This window comes from uncultured Campylobacter sp., assembly GCF_938045595.1.
Lineage (GTDB): Bacteria > Campylobacterota > Campylobacteria > Campylobacterales > Campylobacteraceae > Campylobacter_B.
In genome coordinates this window covers 1-5687 of the sequence record NZ_CALIBB010000050.1, presented here as the reverse complement: position 1 = coordinate 5687, position 5687 = coordinate 1, and the positions used below count along the sequence as shown (strand labels likewise).

Sequence of the window (5687 nt, the reverse complement as noted above, 5' to 3'; positions counted from 1 at the left end):
ATTTCGGCGGGCGTGAGCGTAGGTATCGGCGGACACAGCGAGCAGAGGGGCGACGAGCAGTTCGAGATCAGCGACGCGCGTAGCGTAAGCGAGGTCTGCGAGGCGATCCGCGGCGGCGGGCTGCAGCCGCTGATGAGCGAGTATATCTATGTGTGAGGCGCGAAATTTTACCGCGTGCGTAGATGAAATTTGCTGTGCCGGACGCGAGATTTATAGCGTCGGGCTCGAGGGCGGATTTAGTGCTGCCCAGCGCAGAAGTAAAATTTGCAGCGTAAAATGCGGCGCCGAATTTTGTAGCTCCGCATGCCGTGATAAAATTTATGGCGCTATGGCGGATGATAAGATTTTCGGTACCGTGTCAGCTCGCGCGGGAAATTTTGAGATACAAAATGCGTGTGTAAATTTAAGATCTCGTAGCACATACGCGGATTTAAAATTTAAAGGCGGCGCAAATTCCAAGCCCGCAGGCAACGCAAATTTTAAATTTAAAAACGGCGCGAGCTTCGGGTTCCTATGCGACGGCAACGCAAAGCCGCTAAAATCGAGAAGCTGGGCGAACGCTTTGAGCCTTAGCGCTGCGGCGGAAATTTCAGACCTTGTTTCGGCGGGCGAAATTTTGAAATATGGCGTGACGGCGGGGATTTCGGCGCTCGCCCTAGCAAGTAAAATTTTAATCCCTAGCATCGCAGGCAAAATTTTAAATTTGAGCGCCGCGCTGCGCACGGATATTGGGCTTAAAGGAGCGGGCGGATGCAGGATTTAGAGCTTGCTTCGCGCATTACGATCATTACAAATCGCGCGCTCTGCGGCGGTGAGGCGGCGCTGCTTGCGCGCATAGCGGATCTTGCCGCGGCAGGCATAGGCGAGATCGTCGTGCGCGAAAAGGATTTAGACGAAGCGACCTATGCGGCGCTATTTGAGAATATACTGCGCGCTTGCGAGTTCTATGATCGCGCAGACCGGCTCAGCTTTGACGCGGATCGAGCTTGCCCGCATGAAATTTCGCCGAATGAAATCCGCGCCGCCAAATTTGATGTGGCAGAAGCGCACGAAGAGGGGTTTGGCACGGGTACGGCTCGCTCGGACGGAATTTTCGCAGAGGAAGTTTGCGCGCGTGCGATTCCGCATAAAATTTACGACGATCGAGCCTGCGCCGTCCAAGCCCTCATAGGCGGATTGGACGCGAGCGCGGCCTGCGCGGATAAAATTTCGCTCTACGAGCGCGACGAGGACGAAATTTCGCCAAAAAAGCTCCATTTGGGCGGCGGCAAGAGTGAGCTTTGCGCGGATACGGCTCGCAGACATGGTGCCGCCACAGATGAGATACGGTCTAAAAATTCCGCTTGCGTTTTAGATGAAATTTTGTCTGAAAATTTTACCGGCGCTGCAAACTGTGCGAATAATAGCACGCTGGGTGGAATTTCGCTTCGCGGCGCTGCAAGCGAAATAAAACTCGCGGCAGAAGGCGTACGGGACGCAGAAAATGCGGAAAGTATGCAGGGTGCGCAAAGTACAAAAAATGCGAATGATGTGCATAGTGCAAAAAATGCGGGGAGCTCGCAGAGCGCGCAGTACACGGAAAGCATAGAGGGCGTAGAAAATTCACAGAGCGTGAAAGAGGCGGAAAACTCGCAGAGCGCGAAGGGCGCGCAGAGTGCAGAGAGTGCGAGGCGCCTGCCCGCGATCTTTGTGCATAATTTTGCAGATTTTGCGCTGCGGGCGGGCGAGAGAAATTTATGGCTGCCGCTCGGGGTTTTGCGGAGCTTTAGCGCGGCGCGAGGGGCGGAGTTTTTGCACGCAAATTTTAAAAAATTGGTCGCTTCCTGCCACAGCGAGGCGGAGGCACGCGAGGCGCTGGAGCTGGGCGCGAGCGCGATCTGCTTGAGCCACATCTTCGCGACTGATTGCAAGGCGGGGCTAGCGCCGAAGGGGCTAAATTTGATCCGCGCCGTGCGGGAGTTTTTCGCGGGCGAAATCTATGCACTGGGCGGCATAACGCCGCGCAATTTCGCCTCCGTCCTACGCGCGGGAGCCGACAGGATCGCCGTTATGAGCCCTGCAATGGCGGCGCGGGACGCGAGCGATTTCATAAGAAAATTTAAAAAATGAATCGATCCGAAAATGCGGTTCGTTTCTTTTGCCGCGCCCTTGTTGCCGTCATTTCGCGCATGCGGCGCAATGCAAAAATACATCTTTTAATAAAATCAAAAACGCGCGAAACGGGCGCGATTTATTGTGATTTAAGCCCGAAGTTATAAAATACGAGCGATTTAAGCTTAAGGATATTTTTTGGATAAAGTGCGGTTTGAGGAACTTAAAAAGCTTCTAAACGAAGGGCACCAGAACTTAAAGCAAAAGCTGCGAAAAGGCGCTAACGCCGACATCTTTGACGATGCGGATTTAAGCGATGCAACGGATCGCAGCTCATTAAATTTAAACGATACAAATTTGAGTAGCAAAAGCTTTAAAAATGCGAATTTTAATCAAACAAACCCCGAATCGCAAGCCGATCATCTTTGCGGCGCAAATTTCCGAGATAGAAATTTAAACGATATGAATTTAAACTCAAAAGATGAGGTAAAATTTCAAAATTTAAACCCGGGCGGTGTTTCATCGCGGGGCGCTAAAACTCGTGATTACGACAAAGAGCCGTTAGTCATCAAAGACTCTATATGCCGATCGTAAATATTATAGCTATAGTAGCGTTGCTTTGTTTTGCTATGTTTATAAATTTAGTATTTAATATTCCCTATGATAGAAAAGTTGCGAATATCCTGCTCACCGCACCTTTGGTTGCTAGGGCTCTTAAGGGTTTTTCGCAGCATTACGGAAGGAAATTTATATTTTTAAACTCAAGCATAAAATGTATAAAATCAGGCGAGCAGCTCGTAATGAAATTTGATGATATTTTATATTTTAAAAAGACTTTCGCTCTTGTTTATGAAAGCGAAACACGAAAATACACGGAAACGGAAAGAATTATAGGAAAAACCTGCCTCGCCATATACGTACTCGCTTATATTTATGGTGCGATATTTGATGACTCTATGATAGTCTTTATAATGTTATTTTGCTGCATGGGAGCGATTATCTTTCTTTTTATACCGCAAATGATTTTTCATCTGTTTAAGGGCGGATTATTTTCATGTAGGTTTGTCGATGCTTTAATTATAGACGCGCTTTACAATAAATTTTTTATATTTATACCCACTAATAAAGAATATAACGAGCTTAAAAAATATATGAAACTAAAATTTAATAAAGATCTAGACGCGCCAAATTATCTTTTAAGAGTTAAAAATTTTTAACTCAGGCATTTTTCGAATTTACGAAGTCTCATTCCACGAGCCGCGCGCGGATGTCGCCGAAGAGCAGCACGTCCTTCAAAACGGCGCGATCGGCGTAACCGCGCTCGTTTAGGCTCAGATGCAGCTCGCCTCGGCTGCTCGAAAATATCGGCTGATTGATAAAAACTACGTAAATCGCCGCATCCTGCTTATCCGCGCCCGCGCCGCGCCCTTTAAAATTTGCGTCCGTTGTGCCGGTTTTCGTATCTGCTCCGCTAGAGCTTGCGCTTGCCGCTGCGCCGGAGTTTGTATCCGCATCGCTAGGCGACGCGACGCCAAGCTCGCTCGCGATATTTGCGGCGGCGCTTCCGTGCGGTCTTTCGATGTCGATCCTTCCGTCGGCGCCTTTTGCGCCCGCGGCTCGGACGAAAAATTTATCGCCCGAGTGCGGGATTTTAGAGAAATTGAAAAACAAACTCAGCAGGTCGTTCGTCGCAAAATAGGGCAAAATTTCATCGCTTACGAGCTGTAGCTCGCCGCCCGTGCCCTTGAACTTTTGAAATTTTATCGTTTTGCGCGCGTAGTCGAAGGCGTAGGTTTTACGCTCGTTTTTCGTCGTTTTGCCCTTTTTGCGCGAGACGTCGTGGACGTAGAGATCGGGCATCAAAAGCCCTGCCACGACGCGCCCCTTTGAGCGGAAGCTCTCGCGCCTTTGCCCGCTTAGGCTGCCCGCGACGCCCTGCGCAACGGCATCCATGACGATCTCGTAGCGATCGCCCTGCCGCACGAGCCGCGTATTTGCGCTGCCGACCGCGCCGAAAACGCCGAACGAAATCTCATATTTCGCGCTGATCGTCTCGCCAAAAAGCGCGCTCGCGCACAAAATCAAAATAGCAAAAAATTTCATCTCCACCGTCCCTCTGCTTTGCAGCGCCCCATTATACGGCGCCCGTTAAATTTACGCTCTTCGCGCCGCTCGTAAAACTTGCACGGTAATCTACACTGCGTTTGTAAAATTTACCATAAAAAGCAAAACTCGCGCCGCCTATTTCATTTTTCTCCATAGCGTGATTATTAAATATCAGCCGCCACCGCTCGCCGTCGTGAAAGGCTGCGCAGTGTGCGCCTAAAAACACCGACTGTCGCCGCCTTTATATTTATGGCGCATATACGGCTCGGCGCGCGCTTGCCAGAAATTGGCGATTTTATATTTCGTACAGACCGCTTCGTCGCAAAGAGCACCTGTGAATAAATCAAAATTTCATATCGCGGCTATGTTTGTACTTCGCACTAGCCGCTACGCCGCGCCCGTAAAATTTACACTTTTTGTGTCGCTCCATCGCATTGTGTTCGTAGAACTCGCGCTTAAAATTTACGCCGTTCGTTGCGCTTGTTAGCTTACACTTCCGTGAGGCGCCGTTTCGTGCCGCAAATGCAGCCGCGTCGGTTGCTTGCAAATCCGCTCAAATTCAAATGGCTCGCGCGGGTTAAATTTGAAAATTTAGTCCTTCCAAATCCACCATTTCAGCTTGGCTTTGTCGGGAAGGGGCGTATTTGCGTAGTAGCAAATCATGCGGTAAACATAGAGAATGCACCTGTCGCTGCCACGCCCGAGCGCCTTTGTGCGTTCAAACATCTCGTCCGGATCCGCGCCCTTTAGCGAAGCGATGTCAGTGTAGCCGAGTGCCAGCAGATCAGCCTCGGTCGCCTCGCCGACATAGGGGATTTTCTTAAAATCGCTCAAATTTACCTCAAATTTCTTTTGAGCTCCGCCAAGCCCGCCGCTTCGAATGAAATTTTAAATTTCATTCGCGTGCTACGAAGCTCGCTAAATTTTATCTTGCTGCTGCGCGAAGCCACCGTCCAAGTCGCGCTTTTACGATTATTTAATTAAAATTCTCACACTCAGAAAACTGGACTAAAATAATTTGAGACTAATTTTTACGCAAGCTTTGGCACTAAATTTGCCCCAAAATTCGCTCGCAAATTTCGCGCGGATCGGCGCTTTGATAGATCGGCCTACCGACTACTATAAAATCAGCCCCCGCCTCGCGCGCGACGCCCAGATCCGCTATTCGCTTTTGATCTGCCGCACTCTCGCCAAAAGGCCTCACGCCCGGGCAAAGCGTGATAAAATTTGCGCTCGTTGCGTCCTTTATCAGGCGGCTCTCGAACGCCGAGCAGACCATGCCGTCAAGCCCCGCTTCGTAGCTCATCACGCTAAGCTTGCGCACGGCGTCGCTTAAATTTTGCTCGTAAACCGCGCTAAACTCGCCCTCGTCAAAGCTCGTTAGCGCAGAGACCGCAAGCACCAGCGGGCGCGAACCAAGCTTGCCCAGTCGCTCCATCACGGTTGCCATCGCGCGTTTGCCGCTGCTTGCGTGCACGTTTATCATATCT

General features: G+C 50.1%; 9 protein-coding genes and 1 pseudogene. 5 read left to right on the top strand and 5 right to left on the bottom strand.

Annotation, left to right across the window (positions count from 1 at the left end):
- The 5 genes and pseudogenes from Q0340_RS02160 to Q0340_RS02140 all read left to right on the top strand — a co-directional run.
- Positions 1-156: pseudogene (locus Q0340_RS02160) on the top strand (2-iminoacetate synthase ThiH); the annotation flags it as partial.
- Positions 149-763, top strand: coding sequence for a hypothetical protein (locus Q0340_RS02155; RefSeq protein WP_298081976.1), 615 nt, complete (start codon positions 149-151; stop codon positions 761-763). The pseudogene Q0340_RS02160 and the gene Q0340_RS02155, both read left to right, overlap by 8 nt.
- Entirely contained in the window at positions 751-2109 is a 1359-nt protein-coding gene (locus tag Q0340_RS02150) for a thiamine phosphate synthase (RefSeq protein ID WP_298081975.1), read from the top strand. Before Q0340_RS02155 ends, Q0340_RS02150 begins: the two co-directional genes overlap by 13 nt.
- A gap of 180 nt (positions 2110-2289) precedes the next feature.
- Complete coding sequence (locus tag Q0340_RS02145; RefSeq protein WP_298081974.1) at positions 2290-2685, top strand: hypothetical protein; 396 nt, start codon at positions 2290-2292, stop codon at positions 2683-2685.
- A complete protein-coding gene (locus Q0340_RS02140; RefSeq protein ID WP_298081973.1) occupies positions 2673-3308 on the top strand; it encodes a hypothetical protein in 636 nt (211 codons plus the stop codon). The genes Q0340_RS02145 and Q0340_RS02140 overlap by 13 nt, the downstream gene beginning before the upstream one ends.
- Before the next feature lie 28 nt (positions 3309-3336).
- Here Q0340_RS02140 and Q0340_RS02135 read toward each other — a convergent pair whose 3' ends face one another.
- The 5 genes from Q0340_RS02135 to pyrF form a co-directional block, all read right to left on the bottom strand.
- Positions 3337-4194 (bottom strand): DUF3108 domain-containing protein, encoded by an 858-nt coding sequence (locus Q0340_RS02135; protein WP_298081972.1) that lies wholly within the window; start codon positions 4192-4194, stop codon positions 3337-3339.
- Between the two features lie 31 nt (positions 4195-4225).
- Positions 4226-4423, bottom strand: a complete 198-nt coding sequence (locus Q0340_RS02130) for a hypothetical protein (protein ID WP_298081971.1) — start codon at positions 4421-4423, stop codon at positions 4226-4228.
- A gap of 117 nt (positions 4424-4540) precedes the next feature.
- Positions 4541-4744 (bottom strand): hypothetical protein, encoded by a 204-nt coding sequence (locus Q0340_RS02125; RefSeq protein ID WP_298081970.1) that lies wholly within the window; start codon positions 4742-4744, stop codon positions 4541-4543.
- Between the two features lie 44 nt (positions 4745-4788).
- Positions 4789-5031: a helix-hairpin-helix domain-containing protein gene (locus Q0340_RS02120; RefSeq protein WP_298081969.1), complete on the bottom strand. Its 243-nt coding sequence runs from the start codon at positions 5029-5031 to the stop codon at positions 4789-4791.
- Positions 5032-5245: 214 nt separating this feature from the next.
- On the bottom strand, positions 5246-5687 hold a 442-nt coding region (pyrF, locus tag Q0340_RS02115; protein ID WP_298081968.1), incomplete at its 5' end, for an orotidine-5'-phosphate decarboxylase.